Raw genomic sequence first — 21,586 nt, forward strand, 5'->3', positions numbered from 1 at the left:
ATCGACGCGGTGTGGTCGGGAACCTGGGTCGCGGACCGGCTGGGCGTACGCCTGGAGGAGGCCGGCGACCCGGGGTCGCCACGGCTGGACCAGCTGCTCGGGCTGGCGCTGCGGCGCAACCCGAAGCGGGCCCACCTGCTGGTCTCGCAGGTGCTGGGCAAGCACGTCCCGCAGTCCCCGGAGGCCGTCTACGCCGCCGGACACGGACTCGGCGAGCGGGTCCGCGCCCTGCTGGGCGACGAAGCCGCCTCCGCGGTGGTCCTCGGGTACGCGGAGACCGCGACCGGGCTGGGCCACTGCGTGGCCGACGGCCTCGGCGCGGCCCCCTACCTGCACTCCACCCGCCGCCCCGTGCCGGGCGTGGAGCCCGCCGGCGGGTTCGAGGAAGCCCACTCGCACGCCACCTCGCACCTGCTGCTGCCGGAGGACCCGAAGCTGCTGGCCGGCAGCGGGCCGCTGGTCCTCGTCGACGACGAGTTCTCCACCGGCAACACGGTCCTGAACACCATCCGCGACCTGCACGCCCGCCACCCCCGCGGGCACTACGTGGTCGTCGCCCTCGTCGACATGCGCTCCCCGGCCGACCGCGACCGGCTCACCGCCTTCGCCGCCGAGCTCGGCGCGCGGGTCGACCTGATAGCCCTGGCCTCCGGCACCGTGCACCTCCCCGAGGGGGTCCTGGCCAAGGGGCAGGCGCTGGTCGAGGAGTACGAGGAGCAGGGCGCGGGCTCCTCCACGGCCGTTGCGGCGGCTTCGGCTTCGACTTCGGCTGCCGCTCCGGTCGGGCGTGTTGCGCTCGACTGGCCCGACGGGGTCCCCGACGGCGGCCGGCACGGGTTCACCCCCGAGCACCGCGCCCGGCTCGAGGCGGCCCTGCCCGCGCTGGCCCGGCAGCTCGCCGACGCACTCGGAGCCGAGCCCGGGAGGGTCCTCGTACTCGGCAACGAGGAGCTGATGTACGCGCCGCTGCGCCTCGCGCGGGCCCTGGAGGAGTCGGGTGCCGCGGCCGGGGTCCGGTTCTCTACCACCACCCGCTCGCCCGTGCTCGCCGTCGACGACCCCGGCTACGCCATCCGCACCCGGCTCGTCTTCCCCGCCCACGACACCCCGGCCGACGGGCCCGGCGACCGGTACGCCTACAACGTCGCGGGCGCCGGCTTCGACACCGTCGTCGCCGTCGTCGACACCCACGGGGACACCGGTGCGCTGCACGCCCCCGACGGGCTCCTCGCCCGCCTCGCCCCGCACACCGGCCGGGTCCTGCTCGCGGTGGTCCCCTCGTACACCCCCGACGTTTCCTCCGACCGGCGGGAGCCGATCATGCCCGAGCCGATCCTGCCCGAGCCCCTGCGCGGACCCGCCTTCTCCTCGTACGCCGCCGAGGACTGCGGCTGGCTGCTCCAGGACCTCTCCGACGTGGCGCTCGAGGCCCCGACCGAGGAGCGCGAGGAGGCCATCCAGGCGGGCGGCGCACACTACGCAGAATCGCTGCCCGTCGAGTACCAGCCGTCCCCCCAGTACCAGGAGCTGTACCGGAGCGCGCTGGCCGCGTCCGCCGCCCGCATGGCCCGGGCCGTCGGCACGGTCACCGAGACGGTCCTCGCCGAGCGGTCCCCCTCCCCGGTCCTCGTCTCGCTCGCCCGCGCCGGCACCCCCGTCGGCGTCCTCATGCGCCGCTGGGCCCAGGCCCGGCACGGCCTGGACCTGCCGCACTACGCCGTCTCCATCGTGCGCGGCCGCGGCATCGACCCCAACGCACTGCGCTGGCTGGCCGCCCACCACGACCCCGCCGACGTGGTCTTCGTGGACGGCTGGACGGGCAAGGGCGCCATCACGCGCGAGCTGGCGGCGGCGCTGGCGGCCCATGGGAAGGAAGCAGGGGGCCCGGGCTTCGATCCGGAGATCGTGGTCCTCGCAGACCCCGGCTCCTGCGTGCGCACGTACGGCACCCGCGAGGACTTCCTGATCCCCTCCGCCTGCCTCAATTCCACCGTGTCCGGACTGATCTCGCGTACGGTGCTCAGGTCCGACCTGGTCGGGCCCGCCGACTTCCACGGCGCGAAGTTCTACCGCGAGCTCGCCGGAGCCGATGTCTCCACCGGCTTCATCGACGCCGTCTCCGCCCGCTTCGGCGAGGTGGCCGAGGCCGTCGACGCCGAGGTCAAGGAGCTCCTCGCCGCCGACCGCACGCCCACCTGGGAGGGCTGGGCGGCGGTCGAGCGGATCAGCGAGGAGTACGGCATCCACGACGTGAACCTGGTCAAGCCCGGTGTCGGCGAGACGACGCGGGTGCTGCTGCGGCGCGTGCCGTGGAAGATCCTGGCGCAGCGCGGCGCCGGGGCCGACCTGGACCACGTACGGCTGCTCGCCGAGCAGCGGGGCGTGCCGGTGGAAGAGGTCGACGGGCTCCCTTACACGTGTGTAGGACTCATCCATCCCCGGTTCACGCGCGGCGCCACGGGCGCCGACGGAAAGGCTGTGGCCTCCAAGTGACTGTCCTGGTAGCCAGTGATCTCGACCGCACGCTCATCTACTCGGCGGCCGCGCTCGGCCTGACCATGCCCGACCCGGTGGCCCCGCGGCTGCTGTGCGTCGAGGTGCACGAGAGCAAGCCGCTGTCGTTCATGACGGAGACGGCTGCGGCGCTGCTGGCCGAGCTGACCGCCGATCCCGCGGTGGTGTTCGTCCCGACCACGACCCGTACGCGCAAGCAGTACCAGCGCATCCGCTTCCCCGGGCGCCCGGCGACGTACGCGATCTGCGCCAACGGCGGGCAGCTGCTCGTCGACGGCGTCCCGGACCGGGACTGGCGGCGCCAGGTGGCCGCGCGGCTGGCCGAGGAGTGCGCCCCGCTGGAGGAGGTGCACGGGCACCTGCTGGCCACGGCGGACCCGGCGTGGCTGCGCAAGGCGCGGGTCGCGGAAGACCTGTTCGCGTACCTGGTCGTCGAACGCGCCCTGGTCCCGGAAGAGTGGGTCAAGGCGCTGACGGAATGGGCCGACGGCCGCGGCTGGACGGTCTCCCTCCAGGGCCGCAAGATCTACGCCGTGCCGCGCCCGCTGACGAAGAGCGCGGCCATGCACGAGGTGGCCCGCCGTACCGGCGCGTCCACGACCCTCGCCGCCGGCGACTCCCTGCTGGACGCGGACCTGCTGCTGGCGGCGGACGCGTCCTGGCGCCCGGGCCACGGCGAGCTGGCCGACGCGGGCTGGACCGCGCCGACGGTCACGCCCCTGGCCACGGCGGGCGTCCTGGCGGGCGAGGAAATCCTGCGCGCATTCGCCCGGGCGGTCGCCCGGCAGGGTGTCCGCCCGGGCGGCGAAGTCGGCACACTGGGCGCATGACCAAGGGCAACAGCACCAAGATCACCGACGAGCTGTACCGCTACATGCTCGACCACAACCCCCCGCTGGACGAGATCCAGCGGGGGCTGGTGGCGACGACGTACGAGAAGTTCCCGGACGTGGCCGGCATGCAGTCGGCGGAGGAGCAGGGCCCGCTGCTGGCCTTCCTGGTCCGGCTGACGGACGCCCGGCACATCGTCGAGATCGGCACCTTCACCGGCTTCTCGACCCTGTCGATGGCCCAGGCACTGCCTGCGGACGGCACGCTCGTCGCCTGCGACGTCTCGGAGGAGTGGACCGCGTACGGCCGCGAGGCCTGGGAGGCGGCGGGCGTCGCCGACCGGATCGACCTGCGGATCGCCCCGGCGCTGGACACCCTGCGCGCCATGCCGCAGGAGCCGCACATCGACATGGCGTACGTGGACGCGGACAAGGAAAGCCAGATCGCGTACTGGGAGGAGCTCGTTCCGCGGCTGCGCCCGGGCGGGCTGATCGTCACGGACAACACGCTGTTCCACGGCACGGTCCTGGACGAGTCCGCCAAGGGCTCGGCGGCGGGCGTGCGCGCCTACAACGACCACGTCGCGGCCGACTCCCGCATGGAGTCGGTCCTGCTGGCGATCTCGGACGGCATCACCCTGTCGCGCAAGCGCCGGTAGCGCCGGTTGCGCCGGGTCAGCAGCAGCCCCCACCACCGCAGCAGCCTCCGCCGGACGGGGCGGGGGCGCTGCTGGTCCCGCCCACGGCGACGGCGGACAGCAGCTTGACGGTGTCGGCGTGCCCGGCCGGGCAGTCGGCGGGAGCGGACGACTCGGCCATGGGCCGGCTGATCTCAAAGGTGTCGTCGCAGGTCCGGCAGCGGAATTCGTAACGAGGCATGGCCCAAGGCTACAGAGCGGGACGCCCCCGCCACAGCCTCGGAGCCGGCCCCGCCGCAGTCCCTCGGAGCCGGCCCCGCCGCAGTCTCAGATCCCGTGCAGGACGGCGGCGCGTGCCCGGTCCTCCCGTGCGGCCTGCTCGGGGTTGCGGGCGCGCCAGTACGGATTGTCGTGCGGCAGGGCGCTGCCCACCCGCCCGTACATCCCGAACCACATCAGCATCACGCCGACGATGAAGCTGAACAGCACGTTCTGGATCCTGAAGGCCAGGAAGTTCAGGCCGGTGTCCAGCAGGGCCAGGTTCACGAACCCGCTGGCGATGAAAGCCAGTCCCAGCACGATGTTGAGGGTGGAGGCGAAGTTCCCGCCGATCACCATCCCGACGAAGAGCAGCAGCCCGATGCAGATCGACAGGACGCTCAGCGCGCCGTTGGTGTTCAGCGTGAGCACCCGGTCGCCGCCGGTGTCGAAGAACCCGATCTGGTCTATGAGCCCGAGGATCCCGAAGACGACCAGCAGCAGACCCGTCAGGCCCGCGCCCACCCGGTACACCTTGCTGAGCTTGTGGTCGGAGGGCAGGTGCTCGTCGAGCCGGGCATTGACGGGATGCGCGATGCGCCGCACCAGGTAGGGGACGTGCGGTGCGGGGAGCTCGATCGGCGCATGGGACACGTACGGAGCGTAGTGCTCATGGGGCTCGTGACACCCGTAGGCCGCATGCGGTGCGGTCACGGGGGGTGCGCTCGCGCCGGGTGCGCCGGACGCACGAGACGTATGCGAAATGTGGGCAGCCATCACGCCCTCCTAGGCTCTGTTCCAGCCACCTCCCAGCATCCGCCCATGCCCACCCCGCGACAAGCGCGGGCCTCAGCCGCTCCCGCGGGCCGGCCTCATCCGCTCCCGCGCCCGCCGCGGATATCGGAGACGACCCGCCCCACATCTCCCCGCACCTGCTCCATCTCCTGAAGGAAATGCCAGTAGTCGGGATGCCGCTCCTCCAGCCCGGCGAGCGCCCGCTCCATCCGGGCCACCGACTCGTCCAGCGGCCGCGCATGCCGAGGATCGGGCACACTGCGGCCCTCCATCGCCAGCCGCTGCGCATCCCGGATCGCGAAGCGGGTCCGCTGCACCTCCGCCTGCGGGTCCCGCGCCACCGCCTCCAGCCGCGACAGCCGGTCCTGCGCGGCCGACACCGCCTCGTCGGTCGCATCCAGCGCACCCCGGACCGACTCGACCAGCGCCCCTACGTCCGCCCAGCGCTGCTCCTCCCGCGCCCGCGCGGCCTCCGTCAGCTGCTCCTCGGCCCGCGCCACGTCCCGTACGGCCTGGTCGGGCACCTGCTGCAGGTCCTGCCAGCACGCGGCACTGAACCGCCGGCGCAGCTCGCTGAGGACCGGATCCACCCGGTCCGCCCGGTTGCGCAGCGCCTGCGCCCGGGTCCGCAGGCTCACCAGGCGCCGGTCGATCTCCGCGGCCCGCTCCGGGAGCCGCGCCACCTCGGCCCGTATCGCCTCCGCGTCACGCAGGATCCGGTCCGCGCGCTGCACGGTCTCCTGCACCCCGTGCTGCGCGGCACCCTGGTTCAGCAGGGTCAGTTCCGGCCCCAGCGCGGCCAGCCGCGCCGCGAACTCGTCCGCCCGCATCCCCTTGCCGCGTACGTCGTCCAGCGCCGTGCTCGCCGCGAGCAGCGCGGCCCTGGCCCGCTCCCGGGCGGGCGCCACCCGCGCCAGCTGTGTCTCGGCCTTGTCCAGCAGCGGCTGCAGCCCCAGCGCGAATCGGTCCAGCTCGCCCTTGACCCGTACGAGCTCGTCCCGCGCCCGCGTCAGCTGCTCCCGCGCCCGCGCGGCGACGGACCCTTCGAGATCGACGCGATCCAGGTCGTGCGCATCCACAGCCTCGATGTACACGTGACTGACCTGGTCGATCCGCTGCCCGAGCGCGGCGAACCCCTCCCCGGCCTGCCGGGCCGCGGGCGACCCGTCGGCGGCCGCGATGGTCTCCATGGAAATGCGCAGATCCCGCTGTGCGGTATCCAGCTCGTAGAACGCGGCCGCGGCGGCATCCTTCGCCGCCTGCGCATCCGCCCGCCGACTCTCGTCCCGCCCGCCGAACCACCGCCGGGATGCCGTCGTCACAATCCCTCTCCCGTACCGCCTCCGCCATGCCCCGGTCCATTCTCTCCCACGGATGCGGGTTTGCGTGGGGGGTCTGCCTGCCATGTAGGCTGTCCACTCATCCACGGGTGTGTAGCTCAGGGGTAGAGCGCTGCTCTTACAAAGCAGATGTCGGCGGTTCGAAACCGTCCACGCCCACCAGTACGAAGGCCCCCAACCGATCACGGTTGGGGGCCTTCGGCATCCCCATCTGACATCAACGGGGACGGTCAGGGACGATCGCGCCGAGCAGCGCCTCGCACTGTGTGTCCCGGACGATCAGGAGCAGCCGGGTACGGTGCTGGGGCTACCACAGTTGTTGGGCTGGTTGCCGGTGACGGGACTGGCGCTCCGCGTCACCGTGCCGCTGGCGTTGAAGATGCCGCCACCGTTTGCACCCGATCCCAGCGCCCGGTTGTTCGTTACCGAGCTACCGGTGAGAGTCACCGTGCCGGCGCTCGTATTGAAGATGCCGCCACCGCGGGAGTTCGTGCCGTTGGCAGTGTTGTCGGTGACCGGGCTGCTGTTGAGCTGCACCGAGCCGACAGTGTTGTAGATGCCGCCGCCCGTCGCATTGGTACCGGTGTCGGTGTTGCCCGTGACCTGGCTTCTGTACAGCGTGATGGTTCCGGCTTGCGCGATGCCGCCGCCCTGCCCGTTGGTACTGGTGACGTCGTTGCCGGTGACCGGGGTGCTGTTCAGCGTCACCGTCGTGCCGATGGCGGCGGCGATCCCGCCGCCCAGGAAGGTTGCAGATTTCCGGGGAACCCGGCAAGCGCCTTCCTGACGTCCGTACGTGACATCAACGACGGCAGTTCCCTCCGACCGGCCGGTCCGTGCGGAGCCACGGCGTGGTCGCACCGGCGAAGTCACCAGCCCTCACTGCACAGTTCACTGCCGCGGGAGTCTTGACGGCCCGTCGAGGGCCCGTGCGATCGTCGGGGGATGGGTGAGTGGGTGGTGGGGGGTGTAGGGCTGCTGGCGATCGTGGCCGGCGGCGTGGCGTACGTCGTACTGGACCGCATGGCCAGGGAAGGGTTCGAGAAGCGGCGGGATGATGAGCGGGCGCGGTTGCTGGCGCGGGTGGCGGGGCCTGCGGCGGTCGTCGGGGATCCCAAGTACGCCGATGTCGGGGGGATACCGGCCGGGCGGGAGGGGCACGCGGACGCCGAATTCACGTCCGTGCTCGTGGAGTACTACGCGTACGGGCTGACGCAGGCGCGCAGCAGCTTCGCCACCAGCCAGCGGTTCGCCGGGGCCGGCGCCGCCATACTGCTGCTCGGGGTGGCGCTGGCCGTGTGGAAGGCCGAGAGCAGTGGGGATCTGTACCTCGGCGTGGTGATGAGCTCGGTCGGCGTCGTCGTCACGCTCGTCGGCCAGCTGTTCCACCGGCGGGCCGACATCGCGCTCAGGCACATGGCCGATCAGACCGCCTCCCTGCGCGAGGACCGGCGGGCCGCCGCCGCCATGCAGCAGGCCGTCGAGCTGCTCGACGAGGTCACGGATCCCGTGCTGCGGGCGCGGCTGCAAGCCGGTTTGATCATGAAACTGTCCGGGGCCGAGCTGCCGCAGTAGCGGGATAGTGGGGGTATGTGCCGTTCCATTAAGACCCTGCGCCCGCCCGCCATCCCCGAGAAGGCCACCGAGGAGGAGATCCGCGCCGCCGCGCTGCAGTACGTACGGAAGGTGTCCGGGTTCCGGGCGCCCGCCGCGCACAATCAGGAGGTCTTCGAGGCCGCCGTGGAGGCGATCGCCGAGGCCACGCGGGACCTGCTGGACGGACTGCAGGTCAGAGGCGCGTTGGCGGCCACCACCGCCTAGGTTCGCCCCGCCCCGTGGTGGTCGTCCGGGGCGGCGCCGAGTACGGCTTGCCCGTGCGGGTCCCGTACGGACGACTCGGCGTGCGCCGGCGGCAGTGGCATCGTGGGCTCGGGGCTGTGTCGCCCCGACCGGGTTACGACATGCGGGAGCGGCGGCGCAGTACCCAGATGCCGGTGCCCAGCGCGCCTGCGGCCATCGCGCCGCCCAGGGCGATCCGGCCGGGGCTCATCGCGCCGATGCTGCCGCCCAGCCCGCCGCGTGCCGCGCCCGTGGTGACCTGGAGGGAGACGGTGACGCGCTGGCCACCGGCGCCGCCGCACTCGAAAGTGACGGAGTGCGCGCCGGTGTTGGCGTTGCTGAACACGGTGGCGTTGCCGAAGAGGTTCGTGGCCTCGAGGTTGCCCGGCGTCAGACGTACGTCGCCGAAGGCGCTGGACGAGGCAAGGCCGGTCTTGGTCCCGCAGCCGGTGACGTTCAGGCTGACCCGCCCGCCGGGGGCGACGGCGGTGGGGGAGACGCCGGCGGAGGGGGAGGCGGCGTAAGCGACCGTGAGGGGAGTGGCCGCGGCGAGGACGAGGGTCGCGGCCGCGACCCTCGCAAGGAGGCGGTGGTTCGGCAGCTGGGCGAGCGGCTTGGCGGGCATGGAGAGAACTCCTCGGGCTCCTCGAAACGGCACGGCCAGGCCACGGATGTGACGCGGATTCGGTTGCGCACCGTGATGTGGACGCTAGGAGCCCGGGCCCGGGGCGGCGATCGGGGCCGGGTGAACGGGTGAGCCGCTGCTCCGCCCGGGGGAATCGGGTACGAGCGGGCTGCGGGCTACGCCGGTGTCGGGGCGGGACGCCGGACGACGAAGGCCGCCAGGGCCCCCGCGGCGAAGAGGGCGATCACGGAGACCGCCGTGCCGAGCCAGGCGGCGCCGAGCCACTGGGTGCCGAAGTAGCCCAGAGCCACGCTGTACCCGGCCCAGGCCATGCCGGCCAGGACCGACCAGGGCAGGAACTCCATGGCCTTGCGGTGGGTCTTGCCCGCGCCCAGGGACACCACCGAGCGGCCGGCCGGCGCGAAGCGGGCGATCACCACGAGGGCGCCGCCGCCGCGGGCCAGGGCCGCGCCCAGGCGTTCCTGGGCCCGGGTGAGGCGGCGGGACCGGGCGATGGCGCGGTCCAGCCGGGCCCCGCCGCGCCGGGCCAGCCGGAACGCGGCCATGTCACCCAGTACCGACGAGGTCGTGGCGATCACCAACAGCGCCAGGATGTCCGGCACCTGTGCCGGAACCGGCACCGGCCCGGCCGCCCCGGCGGCTGCCGCAGCCGCCGCAGCGGTGATCACCAGGACCCCGCTCGGCAGTACCGGCAGGAAGACGTCGAGCACGACGGACAGCGCCACCACGGCGTAGATCCATGGGCTCGTGGTCAGCGACCCCAGAGTCTCAAACAAAGCGGGACTCCCCAGTCCGATTGACGTGCTTCGGCGTGAAGCGCCGCGACGTCGCGGGGGAGCGGCAGGGGCGGCTTGACAGCCATACAGCGTACGCCTGGCGTTGGTGCGCCGTACGCCCGGGGGCTTCCCGGGCCCACAGTGTGTCAGCCCCGTCTGTCCTTCTCGGGCAGTGAGTTCCGGTGCGGCTTCGCCGGCGGTTCCGGTCGTGCCGACCGGCCCCCTGCCTTATTCAGTCCGCTGCCGTCAGCTCTCGGTCCAGGACCGTCACGAGCCGGGCCCGCTGCTGTCCCTTCCGGGCCTTGTGCGCCTGGTCCAGCCGCAGCCGGGCCGACCGGCCCGCCAGCGCCAGCGTCATCAGCTGGTTCCCGAACCACGGCCCACCCGTACGACGCCAGCTCAGCGGCGGACGCCCCGTCCGCCCGTGCCGCGAGAACCCGCGCCCCAGCCACCGCCCCGCCCGTGACCAGCCCAGCCGGAAGCCCCACTTCACCACCGTGTGGATCGAGTTGTGCACCGGCGAGCACGTCAACTGGAACACCCGCGCCGTACTGGGTATTCGGGGCTCGGCCACATACGCATGATGCACGTCCCCGGACAGCACACACACCGTCGCCGGCGCCCGCGGCCCCGTCCCGACCTCCTCGATCAGATCGCTGAGCGCCGAGAACGAGGCCGGGAACGCCGCCCAATGCTCCAGATCGCTGCGCCGCCGCAGATCCTCCCCGATCCGCGCCCACCGCGGCCCCCGCTCACCGCGGCACAGCGCGGCATTCCACACCTCCGCGTCGTGTATTAGCGGCGGCATCAGCCACGGCAGTGACGACCCTATGAGGAGGTGGTCGTAACCGCCGTGCCCGGCGAGGGCGTTGTCGCGGAGCCACTGCTGCTCCGCCGGATCGAGCATGGCCCGCCCGTCCTCCGCGAGCACCCGCGCCGCCCGCGTGTCCACCATCAGCAGCCGCGACCGGCCGAAGTCGCGCCGGTAGCTCCAGCGCACCGAGCCCGGATCGGCATCCGCCGCGGCGGCGAAGGCCCGCAGTGCATCCGTGCCGTCCGGGGTCTTTCGTACGGCCTCGTACAACGGGTCGGCCGCGAGCTCGGCCGGCGAGAGATTGCCCAGGTGCTGGTACACCCAGTACGACATCAGCCCGCTGAGCACCCGCTCCTGCCACCACGGCGTCGCCCGCATCTCCGCCAGCCAGGCCGCGCTGGTGTTCCAGTCGTCCACGACATCGTGGTCGTCGAACATCTGCAGGCTGGGGACGGTGGAGAGCAGCCAGCGGATCTCCGGGTCGAGCCAGGACTCGTAGTACAGCCGTGTGTACTCCTCGTAGTCCGCGACCTGCGCGCCGGGCGCATCCCGCAGGTCCCGACGGGCCGCGATCCACTGTCTGGTCTCCCGCGACAGCTGGTCCGCGTACACCTGGTCGCCCAACAGGAGCAGCACATCCGGCCGCACCTCGTCCGGATCGGCGGCCAGCCGCGCCGCGAGGGTGTCGAGGGCATCCGGACCGTGCGGCCCGTGCCGGTCGGCCGGCGGCGCAGCCTGTCGGCACGACCCGAACGTCACCCGCAGCCCGGGGGCCGGCCGCCCGGCTGCCGTGACGGCGGGCGTGGTGATCGTGCTCGGCGGAAAGGCCGTCCCCGCCGGCGGCCAGACCTGCGCGCCGTCGAGCAGCACCTCGTAGGCCGTGGTGCTCCCCGGGGTCAGGCCGGTCACCGGCACCAGGGCGTAGTGGTGCCCGGCGACCTGGAAGGTATGCACGCTGCCGCCGGCCCCGTCGGCGCAGCGCACTTCGGCCGTGCACGGGCGGTCGGCCTCGACCCATATCGTGGCCGAACCGCCCGTGTCCCAGTCGACATAGCGAAGCAGCGGCCCCAGACGCAATCCGGCCATGCAACTCCCCCTCCTCCGTAGCCCTTTCGATCACGGTACGACGGGGAGGGGGAGCGTGGCCTCCCCCTGGCGGGGGAAAGGCCGGGTGATTGGTCGGCGGCGGGGTCGGCAGCCGGTCGGGTGGCCGGTTCGGCCTCCGGTCGGATTCCGGTTCGGCCCGGCCCCGTCGGCGGATCAGCAGCCGTTGAGGATGTTCACCAGGGCCGTCTTCTCGCCGGAGTCCATGCTCAGGGCCCAGTACTGCTTCACCTGGACCCACATGCGGGCGTACGTGCAGCGGTAGGCGGTCCGCGGCGGCAGCCACTTGCCCGGGTCGAGGTCGCCCTTGGCCTGGTTGACGTTGTCGGTGACCGCGATGAGCTGCGGGCGGGTGAGGTCGTTGGCGAACTGCTGACGCGTGGAGGTGGTCCAGGAGCTGGCCCCGGAGCGCCAGGCCTCGGCGAGCGGGACGACGTGGTCGATGTCGAGGTCGCCGGCGGCGGTCCAGGTGGCGCCGTCGTACTCGGAGTACCAGCTGCCGCTCACGGAGGCGCAGGCCGAGTCGGTGACGACGTTGACGCCGTCGCGCTTGAGGACCGTCTCGCGGGTGTTGCAGGTTCCGGAGACGGTGCTCCAGTGCGGGAAGAGGCTGCGGCTGTAGCCGCTGAGGGAGCCCTCGGTCTTCGGGGTGACCGTGGCGAGGTAGGAGCGGGCGGCCGCGGCGCTGATGGGGGTGGGCGGGGCGGCCTGGGCGACGGGCGCGTTCACGAGGGAGGTGAGGGCGGCGAGCGTGGCTGCTGACGCGAGCACGCCGACTCGACGCGCGTAGACAGTGGATATGAGGGTTTTGAGGGCCATGAGAGGGCTCCCTGGGTGGGGGGATGTGGCTGGTCGGCCCCGGAGGGGCGCGGCCATGGTGGCGGCGCCAGATTGCGTGGCGGCGGGCGCAAGGTTACAGGATTGCGACATGAGCACGTCAGGTCTGTGTGCGGACAACTCCCCGGAATCAAGCGGAAGTTATGCTTCCGGGCGGGAAGTGGGGTGGAGGTGGAGCGGGTGCGGCCGGGTGTGCTGTCGAGCGGGTGGGCCGGATGTGGCGAGCGGGGCGGAGCCAAGAGGGGACCAAGGGCCTATTTCGGGCGGCGGGGGCCGTCGCGTATTCTGTGGGGAGCAGAAGGGGAGTAGCTCTTCGCCGGACCGTCGACATACTGCTGGGTCACCCCAGCCGGCGCCCGGAGGCAGGCCGCACGCAGCGGCCGGCCAGCGAGACCTTCGGCCGCAGTGTCCTGTTTCTGTTCATCTGCACCCGTCCACACGCGGGTGCGTGGATGCAGTCAGGGCGCCGCCGAGCCGAAGCGACCCCTGAAACACCCCAGGTCTCTCGGTATCGACGGCGTCCTGCCCGACCGATTGAGGTTCCGCCCCCGTGTTCAGCAGCACCTTCAGCATCACCGTCACGGCGATCGCCTTCGGAGTCGTCTTCCTCGCGGAGCTCCCCGACAAGACGGCCCTCGCCGGCCTGATGCTCGGCACCCGCTACCGCGCCTCGTACGTCTTCGCAGGCGTCGCCGCCGCCTTCGCCGTACACGTCGCACTTGCCATCGCGGCAGGCAGCGTGCTCACCCTCCTCCCGCACCGGCTCGTCCAGGCTGTCGTCGGAGTCCTCTTCCTCGCGGGCGCGGCCATGCTGCTCCTGAAGAAGAGCGACGGGGACGAGGAGGTCAAGGCGCCTGCCGACCAGTCCTTCTGGAAGGTCTCCGGTGCCGGATTCATGCTGATCCTGGTGGCCGAGTTCGGTGACCTGACCCAGATCATGACCGCCAACCTCGCCGCACGCTACGACAACCCCGTCTCGGTCGGCATCGGCGCCGTCCTCGCCCTGTGGGCGGTCGCGGGCATCGGAATCCTGGGCGGGAAGACCCTCATGAAGTACGTGCCGCTGCGCCTGATCACGAAGGTCGCGGCGGGCGTGATGGCGGCGCTGGCCGCGTTCTCGCTGTACGAGGCCATCGCGGGCTGAGGGGGGTGCGGAGGGGGTGCGGACGGAGGTGCGTACGCGGGTGCGGACAGGGTGCGGGGCTATCCCGTTGCGGGAGGCGGACGTACGGGGCACGCTCGCGGGCGTGATCGACAGCACTGACTCCGCGTCCGCGCCCGGGCCTGTACCCGTACCGCCGACGGCCGGGCGGGAGCCCGAACCCGACCGACGCTTCGGCTGGTCCAACATGTTCGTCCACCCCGACGAGGACACCCGCACTGATGGCGGCTTCCAGGGCGAACGCGCCGTCCTCGCCGGTTACCTGCGCGACCAGCGACTGACGCTGGAGCTGAAGTGCGCCGGACTCGGCGCCGAGGCGATGGCCCGCCGCTCGGTGGAGCCGTCGAACCTCTCCCTGCTGGGGCTCGTACGGCACCTGGCGGGGGTGGAGCAGTACTGGTTCCGCCAGGTGATGGCGGGCGAGGACGTACGACGGCACTACCGCTCGGCGCAGGATCCGGCGGCGGACTTCACGGAGGCGGTGGCCGACCCGGCGGTGGTCGCGGACGCGTGGGCCACCTGGCGGACCGAGGTCGCCTTCGCGGAACAGCTGGTGGCCGAAGCCCCGGACTTGGGCGTTGTGGGCGACGGCGGCGGACAGCCGATGGAGCTCCGCGAGGTCCTGGTCCACATGATCGAGGAATACGCCCGCCACAACGGCCATGCCGATTTCCTGCGCGAGCGGATCGACGGGCGGGTGGGGCAATAGGGGGTGGTTGGGGGCTGTGCGATACGTGGTGCGGCGGGGTCTGGCGTGCTCGGCGTGAGCGGGCCGGTCGGGGTCGCGGTGGATGGGGTCTCGGTGGGCGGGGTTCCGGCCGGGCGGCATCGGGAGTGGGTACGGGGGCGTCCCGTCAGTCCACTGTCCTTCCGGTGCGGTCCGGCCCGTCAAGGGCGCTCTCTTCGTTCGCGTCGCTTCGCGATGTCGCTGCGCTCCACCCTTGACAGCCCGGCCCACCCCGGAAAGACAAAGACTGTCGGGAAGCCCCCGAAGGATGGCCGGGGGGTTCGGATTCCGACCTGCCCAGATCAGAGATGCCGCCCGGCAGCCCCTGTCATCCGCACCCAGCCCACCAGGACCACCGAGCTAGGCCAGTGACAGGGCCGCGGGGAGGGCACGGGCCCTCGAGGGCCCAGTGGCACCCTTTCCGGACCCGGACAGGGTCAAGCCGCACCAGACGGCGATGAGACGGCGCTGCGGTGCAGCCGGGCCCGCGGACGCGCCAGATCGCTACGCGCTTCGCCCGGCTTGGCGTCCCCGCCCCGTCTGGGACTGGACATATACCGCCCACGATCGCTGCAGACGTCCCTGACGATGCGACTGCGGGATGTTTGTCCCATTTTGGCGCCCGGTTGGGAGATGATTCGGCGCTTGCCGGAGCATGAGGCTGAGAAATCCCCCACCAGACTCCGTCAGGCGCCTTCTTGCCCTTGGATTCGCCTCCGGTGCAGGGTGAATGGGTTCTGTGGCGCCCTGTGGAGTCCGTGGAACGTCCCGACAGGCTGGAGAGGCCCCCGTGCGGCCGCAGATGGGGCGCCCATCCGCCCCGAACGTGGATGGTCGAGGCGGGGTCCAAGTCGGCAGGTGGCGGCTGTGGGTCGCGTAGCGAGGGCCATGGGCCGCCCCGCGGCGGGCTTTCGTCGTCCGTACAGGCGCCAAGTGGGGGCAGGCCGGCCGCGATGGGGGTCGGGTAGGCCGAAAGGAAGGTGTCGGGCGCCCGGCGGACCGGTGGCACGCGGAGTGTGGGCGGCTTGTGGCCGGCCCCAGGTGGGCTGATCGCCGCGAGACTGCTTGTGGGAATGGAGATCGTGGGCGGCTTATGACCAGCCCCGGACGGTCGCCGGACGCCAAGCCGGGCGAAGCGCGTAGCGATTTGGTGCGCCCGCGGGCCTACGGCTACCGGTCTGGTCATCTCGCCGCTGCCTGGTGCAGGTTGACCCCGCTCTGCCCCGGGGCCCCTGAGATATGGGCCCTTCAGGGAGGCATGCCCCTCCCCGCGGCCCTGTCACTGGCCTGGCTCGGTGGTCCGGGTGCGGATGGACAGGGGCCCCTGCTCGGCATCTCTGATCGGGGCTTATCGGAACCCTGAACCCCCTGGCCATCCTTCGGGGGCTTCCCGACAGTCTTTGGCATTCCGGGGCGGGCCGGGCAGTCAAGGGTGGCCGTAGGCCATCGCGAAGCGACGCGACGACGAAGGAGGAGCGCCCTTGACGGCCCGGACCGCACCGGAAGGACGGTGGACTGGCGGGACGCCCCCGGACGCTCTCCCGACGCCGAGTGCGCGGACCCCGACCCCGGCGTCCCGGCCGGCCCTTGCGACGTGGAGTGTGCGCACCTCGACCCGGAGGCCCCGGCCGGGACCTCCGATGCGGAGTGCAACGACCCTGCCCCGGATCTTCCGGCTGGCCTTCCCGGCGCGGAGTGTGCGGACCTCGACCCGGAGGCCCCGGCCGGCCTTCCCGGCCCGGATTACATGGACCCTGGCCCTGCAGGCCCCGCCGGCTTTCAACGCGGCGTACGCGGACCGACCCCCGAAGCCCCCACCGGCTTCTCCGTCGCCGAGTCAGCGGCTCGCGCCGACCCCGAACGCCGACCCCGAACGCCGACCCCGACGCCGAGCCCGGCTCAGGCCTCCGGCGTCAGCGTCAGGTGGATCGAGCCGTCCGGGGTGGTGGTCACGCGGACCGAGGTGAGGTCGGGGACGTGGGCCGTCGGGGCGTGGGCCGCGGCCCGGGGGCCTATGCCGATCACGCGCATGCCCGCAGCCAGGCCCGCGGCGATGCCTGCTGCGGAGTCCTCGAAGACGATGCAGTCCGCGGGGTCCATACCCAGTTCTGCGGCGCCCTTGAGGAAGCCCTCGGGGTCGGGCTTGCTGGCCTGGACCGACTCGGCCGTGACCCGTACCTCGGGCATCGGCAGGGCGGCGGCGGTCATCCGGGCCGTGGCCAGGGCCGCGTCGGCGGAGGTGACCAGGGCGTGCGGCAGTCCGTCGATCGCAGCCATGAACTCCGCGGCTCCGCCGACCGGGACCACACCGGCGGTGTCGGCGGTCTCGCGGGCGAGCATCACGGTGTTCTCGGCGTAATTGAGCTCCATCGGGCGCTCCGGCAAGAGGATGGCCATCGTGGCGTAGCCCTGGCGGCCGTGGACCACCTTCAGGGCCTCCTGCGGATCCAGCCCGTGGGACACCGCCCAGTCGCGCCAGCAACGCTCGACCACCGCGTCGGAGTTGACGATGGTGCCGTCCATGTCCAGGAGCAGGGCCTTGGCGGTGAGGACGACGGGTGCGGTGGTGGTGCTGGCCGACATCGGCGGTGCTCCAGACGGGGCGGGAAAGAGAACAAGCGGTTCCGCCCACCGGTCAGGGAGTGCGGGCGGAACCACTTTGTTTCCACACGATACAAAACATGGGGCGGTCCGCGCCACTCCGCGAGGAATCAGCCCGTGCCCTCCAGGGCCCGACGCGTCTGCGGACCGTAGACGCCCCAGTCCTCGTCGATGTAGTTCTGCCACTGGAATTCCGAGACGGCGTCCTCCGTGCGGCTGTCGAACCTGCCGTTGATCTTCCCGCGGTAGTAACCCCGCCCCGCCAGGAGCCGCTGCATCTTCTCCACCTCCGCGCCCGTATCCCCGTACCGCAGCGTCGGTGCCTGCGGGGGTGGTGCCGGGGCGCTCGGCTTGCTGCTGCTGCTGCTCGCGCTCGCCGACGGGGTCGGGGACGGGCGCGGCGAGGTGCGGGAGGCGGTGGGCGAGGCGGAGGGGGATGCCGACTTGGAGGCGCTCGGTGACGGCGAAGCCGAGCGGGACGGGCTGCTCGTGGCGGCCGGCTGCGTCGGGCCGGCCGGAGCCAGACTCGCGGCGGGCGCGGAGGGCTTGGCGTCCAGCAGGACGGTGTCGCTGTCACCGGAGCGCGGGAGCATCCCCAGCGCCAGGGCCGCCGTGCCGACGGCGACCACCGTGCCGGCGCCGGCCAGGACCGTCGGGAGCCGCCGTCGGCGGGACGGGCCGGTCCGCTTCTCGGGGCCCCCTCCCCCTCCCCTCCCCCCGCCCCTCGTACCGGTTGCCGGGGTGGCTGCCCGGAGCTGGACCGTCTCGGCCGGCCAGAGCGCCTGCGGCGGCGCGTCCGGCCAGGCCACGGGTATGCCGTACGCCGGTGTGTCGTCGCCCGGCGGTGTCTCGACGGGACGGGCGTACCCGCCCGCGGGACCGGCCACCACGCCCCGCACCGGCTGCGGGGGCGGCGGGGCGTCGGACTGGCCGGGGTCGGGAAGCGTCACGTACGGACGGATGCGCAGTGGCTCGAAACCGGCCACCGGCGCGCACCCGCAGTCGACGCCCACGGCGCCGCATTCTGGACAGCGCTCAGCGCTCACTGGAATCCCTCCCTGGCCATTGCCTGCGATTATGCAGACCCTCCGGGGCATGCCCAACCCGCCCGAGAGGCCATAACCGGCCACACCGCTCAGGATGGACATGTTGATCCGGCCCGAGGAGGAACGGATGGCTCAGGACGTGACCGCGGACGCCGCGGACCCCGCTCCCCACCCGCAGAAGTCCGGCCCGGCCGCCGAACACACCTCCCGCGAGGTTCTCGTCTCCATCGGCGCCCTGCTGCTCGGCCTGCTCATCGCCGCCCTCGACCAGACGATCGTTTCCACGGCGCTGCCGACGATCGTCAGCGAGCTGGGCGGGATGGCTCACCTGTCCTGGGTCGTCACCGCGTACATGCTGGCCGCCACCGCCGCCACGCCGCTGTGGGGAAAGCTCGGCGACCAGTACGGACGCAAGAAGCTGTTCCAGGGCGCCATCGTGCTCTTCCTCATCGGATCGGCGCTGTGCGGGCTCGCCCAGGACATGCCGCAGCTCATCGGATTCCGCGCCCTGCAGGGCCTGGGCGGCGGCGGACTCATCGTGCTGTCGATGGCGATCGTCGGCGACATCGTCCCGCCCCGCGAGCGCGGCAAGTACCAAGGCCTCTTCGGCGCCGTCTTCGGTGCGACCAGTGTCCTCGGACCGCTGCTGGGCGGCCTGTTCGTCGACAACCTGTCCTGGCGCTGGGTCTTCTACATCAACCTCCCCATCGGTCTCGTCGCGCTCGTCGTCATCGCCGCGGTCCTGCACATCCCCGTGCGGCGGTTGAAGCACGTCATCGACTACCTCGGCACGTTCCTCATCGCCTGCGTCGCCACCTGCCTCGTGCTCGTCGCCTCCCTCGGCGGCACGTGGGGCTGGGGCTCGGCCCGGATCGTCGGCCTGGCCGTCCTCGGCGCCGTACTGCTCGCCGTCTTCCTCTTCGTCGAGCGGCGGGCCGTCGAACCCGTCCTGCCGCTGGGGCTGTTCAGGATCCGCACCTTCACCCTCTGCTCGGTGATCAGCTTCGTCGTCGGTTTCGCGATGTTCGGCGCGATGGTCTACCTGCCGACGTTCCTCCAAGTGGTCCAGGGCGTCTCGCCCACCATGTCCGGCGTCCACATGCTGCCGATGGTGCTCGGCATGCTGATCTCCTCCACCGTCTCCGGCCAGATCGTCAGCCGCACCGGACGGTGGAAGGTCTTCCCGATCGCGGGCACGGCCGTGACCGCGATCGGGCTGCTCCTGCTGCACCAGCTGCAGCGCACCAGCGGCACCTGGGAGATGAGCATCTACTTCTTCGTCTTCGGCACCGGACTGGGTCTGGTCATGCAGGTGCTGGTACTGGTCGTACAGAACGCCGTCAGCTACGCCGATCTCGGCGTCGCCACCTCCGGCGCCACGTTCTTCCGCTCCATCGGTGCCTCCTTCGGCGTCGCGATCTTCGGAACGGTCTTCACCAACCGGCTCGACGGCAAGCTCGCCACCGCCTTCACCGGGCTTCCGGTGCCGCCCGGTTCGGCCGCGCTGGTGGAGGCCGATCCGCGGGCCATCGAACGGCTGCCCGCCGAGCTGCGGCCCCGCGTGCTCGACGCGTACGCCTCTTCCATCACCGACGTCTTCCTCTACGCCGTGCCCGTCGTCCTCGTCGCCTTCGTCGTCGCCTGGTTCCTGAAGGAGGACGTGCTCCGGGGCTCGGTGACCGCTCCCGACGTCACCGAGACCCTCGCCTCCAACCCCGTCCACCGCTCCTCCCACGACGAGGTCGCCCGCGCGCTGACCGTCCTCGGGACCCGCGAGGGCCGCCGCCACGTCTACGAGAAGATCACCGAGAAGGCCGGCTTCGACCTGCTGCCCGCGGCCAGCTGGCTGCTGCTGCGGATCAAGAAGTACGGCTCGGCCGAGCCCGCGATGCTCGCGGAACGGACCACCGTGCCGCTGAAGGTGATCACGGACGCCGCCCGCCAGATCGAGGAGCGCGGACTCGCCGTACGGGACGGACTGCCGCTGGTCCTGACCGGGCGCGGGCGGGAGCACGCCGAGAAGCTGGCCGAGGCCCGCGAGGAGTCGCTCGCCGAGCTGCTCGGCGACTGGTGGGGCCCGGACCGCCCGACCGACCTGGTCAAGCTGGTCAAGGAGATCAACGCGGAGCTCTGCGGATCCGACGCCGAGGAGCCCTACGACTCCTCGCCGCGCCGGGACCACGCCGCGCACTGACCCCGACGGGCGGGCAGGCAGGACGCCGACCGGGCTCAGACCATGGGCTTCTCGAACCAGTGCTCCGCGTACGGGCCCGCGTTGTACGCCGGTATCTCCGCGTACCCGTGCCGCGCGTACAACGCCCGGGCTTCCACCAGGTCCGACCGGGTGTCGAGCCGGACCCGCTCGGCGCCCAGCGCGCGGGCCTCGTCCTCCAGGGCGGCGAGCAGGGCCGCCCCGCCGCCGGTGCCGCGGGCGGCAGGGTCCACGTACACCCTGGTGAGCTCGGCGGTGACGGGGTCGAGCAGCCGTATGCCGCCGCAGGCCAGAGGCCTGCCGTCCAATCGGCCGACCACGAACCGGCCCGTCGGCGGGACGAGCCCGTCGTCCGGGTCATCCCGCAGGCCCTTGTCGATCTCGGCCTCGGTGACGGACCGTTTCCAGTACCGGCCGGCGACCTCCGCGTAGTACGCGCGGCGCAGCGTGGTGGCGTCGGCGGTGGCGAAGTGCTCGGCGACGACGGTCCAGTTGCCTGCCTCGCGGGGTGTGGCGACGGTGGAGCTGTTGCTCGTGCTGTTGATGTTCATGGCGCCATTGTGGAGTCCGTGCGCGGCTCGCCGCGTGGAATATCCACAGGTACGGGCCGATGATAGGAAAAGACGCATATCACTCAGATGGAGGGCGTGAAACGCCATGTCCGAGCACCCTGACGCTGCCCTGATCCGCCGCGGTTACGAGGCCTTCGGCAAGGGCGACATGGAGACGCTGGGCACGCTGATGACGGCCGACGTCATCCACCACGTGCCCGGCAGCAACCCGCTCTCGGGGCACCACAAGGGCCGTGAAGCCGTCCTCGACCTGTACCGGAGGTTCGGCGAGGAGACGAACGGCACCTTCCAGGTCGATCTGCACTCGGTGTTGGTCGACGGGCGCGGCCACGGCATGACCTTCCACACGGCGCGCGGCGACCGCGGCGACCACGGGATCGAGATCCAGGGCGGCCTCTTCTTCACGATCGTCGGCGGGAAGATCACCGACGTCGACCAGTGCACGCAGGACATCGACGAGGAGGACCGCTTCTGGGGCTGATCCCCGGACCTCCTCGCCCCGCCCCGGTTCAGGCCTGCGGCTTCGGCGCCGCCTGCTGCACGACCTCGAACGACCACACCGTCGAACCGGAAGCCGCCGGCTTCGGCCGCTCACCCGTGCCTGAGCCCGCGCCCGCGCCGCCGCCCTGGTGGGCCGCCTTCATGGGCCCCTCCATCCACGCCTGGAAGTCCTCCTCCGACCGCCACCGCGTGTACACCAGGTACTGGTCCGTCCCCTCGACGGGACGCAGCAGCTCGAACCACTCGAACCCGTCCGAACCCTCCACGGCGCCCGCCCGCGAGGCGAACCGCTGCTCCAGTACTTCCCGCTGCTCGGCAGGCACGGTCAGTGCGTTGATCTTCACGATGCTCATGCCCGCCATCCTAGGGATCCC

Annotated in this window: 21 protein-coding genes and 1 tRNA gene; 10 read left to right on the plus strand and 12 right to left on the minus strand. The window is 72.0% G+C overall.

Going from position 1 to position 21,586, the window contains the following annotated elements; translation table 11 throughout:
* Genes OHT74_RS26430 through OHT74_RS26440 form a run of 3 tightly spaced genes read left to right on the plus strand, consistent with a single transcriptional unit; the run spans position 1 to position 4,003 of the window.
* Positions 1 to 2,493 carry a phosphoribosyltransferase gene (locus tag OHT74_RS26430; RefSeq protein ID WP_328623395.1) on the plus strand — a complete coding sequence of 831 codons (2,493 nt, stop codon included), beginning with the start codon at positions 1 to 3 and terminating at the stop codon, positions 2,491 to 2,493.
* Complete coding sequence (locus tag OHT74_RS26435; RefSeq protein ID WP_266994260.1) at positions 2,490 to 3,344, plus strand: HAD family hydrolase; 855 nt, start codon at positions 2,490 to 2,492, stop codon at positions 3,342 to 3,344. The genes OHT74_RS26430 and OHT74_RS26435 overlap by 4 nt, the downstream gene beginning before the upstream one ends.
* Positions 3,341 to 4,003 carry an O-methyltransferase gene (locus tag OHT74_RS26440; protein WP_328621587.1) on the plus strand — a complete coding sequence of 221 codons (663 nt, stop codon included), beginning with the start codon at positions 3,341 to 3,343 and terminating at the stop codon, positions 4,001 to 4,003. Before OHT74_RS26435 ends, OHT74_RS26440 begins: the two co-directional genes overlap by 4 nt.
* 16 nt (positions 4,004 to 4,019) lie before the next feature.
* Here the strand turns inward: OHT74_RS26440 and OHT74_RS26445 are convergent, their stop codons facing one another.
* From OHT74_RS26445 to OHT74_RS26455, 3 genes are all read right to left on the minus strand, one after another.
* Complete coding sequence (locus OHT74_RS26445) at positions 4,020 to 4,223, minus strand: FmdB family zinc ribbon protein (protein ID WP_266667372.1); 204 nt, start codon at positions 4,221 to 4,223, stop codon at positions 4,020 to 4,022.
* An 86-nt stretch (positions 4,224 to 4,309) separates the two neighbouring features.
* On the minus strand, positions 4,310 to 5,017 hold the full coding sequence (locus OHT74_RS26450) for a DUF4383 domain-containing protein (protein WP_443047567.1): 708 nt from the start codon (positions 5,015 to 5,017) through the stop codon (positions 4,310 to 4,312).
* Positions 5,018 to 5,112: 95 nt separating this feature from the next.
* Positions 5,113 to 6,357 (minus strand): hypothetical protein, encoded by a 1,245-nt coding sequence (locus OHT74_RS26455; RefSeq protein ID WP_328621589.1) that lies wholly within the window; start codon positions 6,355 to 6,357, stop codon positions 5,113 to 5,115.
* A 105-nt stretch (positions 6,358 to 6,462) separates the two neighbouring features.
* Between OHT74_RS26455 and OHT74_RS26460 the strand changes: the two genes are divergently transcribed.
* A tRNA-Val gene (locus tag OHT74_RS26460) sits at positions 6,463 to 6,537 on the plus strand.
* A 117-nt stretch (positions 6,538 to 6,654) separates the two neighbouring features.
* On the opposite strand, the gene OHT74_RS26465 is transcribed toward OHT74_RS26460, so the two are convergent.
* Complete coding sequence (locus OHT74_RS26465; protein WP_328621590.1) at positions 6,655 to 7,083, minus strand: hypothetical protein; 429 nt, start codon at positions 7,081 to 7,083, stop codon at positions 6,655 to 6,657.
* A gap of 237 nt (positions 7,084 to 7,320) precedes the next feature.
* On the opposite strand from OHT74_RS26465, the gene OHT74_RS26470 reads away from it, so the two are divergent.
* Complete coding sequence (locus OHT74_RS26470; RefSeq protein WP_328621591.1) at positions 7,321 to 7,950, plus strand: TRADD-N-associated membrane domain-containing protein; 630 nt, start codon at positions 7,321 to 7,323, stop codon at positions 7,948 to 7,950.
* Between the two features lie 15 nt (positions 7,951 to 7,965).
* A complete protein-coding gene (locus OHT74_RS26475) occupies positions 7,966 to 8,196 on the plus strand; it encodes a DUF2277 domain-containing protein (RefSeq protein WP_328621592.1) in 231 nt (76 codons plus the stop codon).
* Positions 8,197 to 8,329: 133 nt separating this feature from the next.
* Here OHT74_RS26475 and OHT74_RS26480 read toward each other — a convergent pair whose 3' ends face one another.
* The 4 genes from OHT74_RS26480 to OHT74_RS26495 form a co-directional block, all read right to left on the minus strand.
* On the minus strand, positions 8,330 to 8,839 hold the full coding sequence (locus tag OHT74_RS26480; RefSeq protein ID WP_328621593.1) for a hypothetical protein: 510 nt from the start codon (positions 8,837 to 8,839) through the stop codon (positions 8,330 to 8,332).
* A 176-nt stretch (positions 8,840 to 9,015) separates the two neighbouring features.
* Positions 9,016 to 9,636: a DedA family protein gene (locus OHT74_RS26485; RefSeq protein WP_328621594.1), complete on the minus strand. Its 621-nt coding sequence runs from the start codon at positions 9,634 to 9,636 to the stop codon at positions 9,016 to 9,018.
* 232 nt (positions 9,637 to 9,868) lie between these two features.
* The gene (locus OHT74_RS26490; RefSeq protein WP_328621595.1) at positions 9,869 to 11,536 is read right to left on the minus strand and encodes a DUF7800 domain-containing protein; all 1,668 of its coding nucleotides are present in this window, start codon (positions 11,534 to 11,536) and stop codon (positions 9,869 to 9,871) included.
* 174 nt (positions 11,537 to 11,710) lie between these two features.
* A complete protein-coding gene (locus OHT74_RS26495; RefSeq protein ID WP_266673068.1) occupies positions 11,711 to 12,355 on the minus strand; it encodes a GmrSD restriction endonuclease domain-containing protein in 645 nt (214 codons plus the stop codon).
* Between the two features lie 586 nt (positions 12,356 to 12,941).
* Here OHT74_RS26495 and OHT74_RS26500 point away from each other — a divergent pair.
* Together OHT74_RS26500 and OHT74_RS26505 are read left to right on the plus strand one after the other, a co-directional pair.
* Positions 12,942 to 13,535: a TMEM165/GDT1 family protein gene (locus OHT74_RS26500; RefSeq protein WP_133898149.1), complete on the plus strand. Its 594-nt coding sequence runs from the start codon at positions 12,942 to 12,944 to the stop codon at positions 13,533 to 13,535.
* A gap of 205 nt (positions 13,536 to 13,740) precedes the next feature.
* The gene (locus OHT74_RS26505) at positions 13,741 to 14,262 is read left to right on the plus strand and encodes a DinB family protein (RefSeq protein WP_328623396.1); all 522 of its coding nucleotides are present in this window, start codon (positions 13,741 to 13,743) and stop codon (positions 14,260 to 14,262) included.
* A 1,917-nt stretch (positions 14,263 to 16,179) separates the two neighbouring features.
* Here OHT74_RS26505 and OHT74_RS26510 read toward each other — a convergent pair.
* Together OHT74_RS26510 and OHT74_RS26515 are read right to left on the minus strand one after the other, a co-directional pair.
* Positions 16,180 to 16,863 carry an HAD-IA family hydrolase gene (locus tag OHT74_RS26510; protein WP_328621596.1) on the minus strand — a complete coding sequence of 228 codons (684 nt, stop codon included), beginning with the start codon at positions 16,861 to 16,863 and terminating at the stop codon, positions 16,180 to 16,182.
* Between the two features lie 128 nt (positions 16,864 to 16,991).
* Complete coding sequence (locus OHT74_RS26515; RefSeq protein WP_328621597.1) at positions 16,992 to 17,867, minus strand: peptidoglycan-binding domain-containing protein; 876 nt, start codon at positions 17,865 to 17,867, stop codon at positions 16,992 to 16,994.
* Positions 17,868 to 18,054: 187 nt separating this feature from the next.
* Between OHT74_RS26515 and OHT74_RS26520 the strand changes: the two genes are divergently transcribed.
* Positions 18,055 to 20,121 carry an MFS transporter gene (locus OHT74_RS26520; protein WP_328621598.1) on the plus strand — a complete coding sequence of 689 codons (2,067 nt, stop codon included), beginning with the start codon at positions 18,055 to 18,057 and terminating at the stop codon, positions 20,119 to 20,121.
* 35 nt (positions 20,122 to 20,156) lie between these two features.
* Here OHT74_RS26520 and OHT74_RS26525 read toward each other — a convergent pair whose 3' ends face one another.
* Positions 20,157 to 20,690, minus strand: coding sequence for a GNAT family N-acetyltransferase (locus OHT74_RS26525; protein WP_328621599.1), 534 nt, complete (start codon positions 20,688 to 20,690; stop codon positions 20,157 to 20,159).
* A gap of 106 nt (positions 20,691 to 20,796) precedes the next feature.
* On the opposite strand from OHT74_RS26525, the gene OHT74_RS26530 reads away from it, so the two are divergent.
* Positions 20,797 to 21,192, plus strand: coding sequence for a nuclear transport factor 2 family protein (locus tag OHT74_RS26530; protein WP_266667397.1), 396 nt, complete (start codon positions 20,797 to 20,799; stop codon positions 21,190 to 21,192).
* Between the two features lie 28 nt (positions 21,193 to 21,220).
* Here the strand turns inward: OHT74_RS26530 and OHT74_RS26535 are convergent, their stop codons facing one another.
* Complete coding sequence (locus OHT74_RS26535; protein WP_266667399.1) at positions 21,221 to 21,565, minus strand: antibiotic biosynthesis monooxygenase family protein; 345 nt, start codon at positions 21,563 to 21,565, stop codon at positions 21,221 to 21,223.
* Positions 21,566 to 21,586: the final 21 nt, after the last annotated feature.

The organism is Streptomyces sp. NBC_00354 (assembly GCF_036106915.1).
In the GTDB taxonomy this organism is placed as follows: Bacteria; Actinomycetota; Actinomycetes; order Streptomycetales; family Streptomycetaceae; genus Streptomyces.